This is a genomic window from Tamlana crocina, from assembly GCF_012037625.1.
Genome location: NZ_JAAVJS010000484.1, coordinates 1 through 362, shown reverse-complemented (window position 1 = coordinate 362; position 362 = coordinate 1). Strand labels below are relative to the sequence as shown.

1 pseudogene is annotated in these 362 nt (G+C 44.2%); it reads right to left on the bottom strand.

From position 1 onward, the window contains the following. Positions 1 to 362 (bottom strand): annotated as a pseudogene (locus tag HC176_RS17705) (biotin-dependent carboxyltransferase family protein); the annotation flags it as partial.

Sequence of the window (362 nt, the reverse complement as noted above, 5' to 3'; positions counted from 1 at the left end):
ATGATTTCTGAAACTAAATAAGTATTAGATCTCACTGCTGAAAATTTTTCTGAAGCTGAAATGCCACTCCTCAAAAATGGGATTTCCATTCCCTTTTCCAGCCTGTGATGCGGAGTCACACTTTTGCACCAGGATCGGCTCTTCAAGATTTCGGGGGTTTGAAAACCATTTTTTATCGCCACATACGCTCTAAATCCTGATATCCTGCTACCAAACTTTAGTACCCGCCCCGCCTTGACATGAACAACGTGGTTATTAAAAAGCTTTTCCCCATCAAGCACAGGCGATAAATCTGCTCCGGTAATCACAATTTCGGCAGCTTCCTGAAACTTCAGCACCGGCCCCTGTAGTGTGATCTCGAG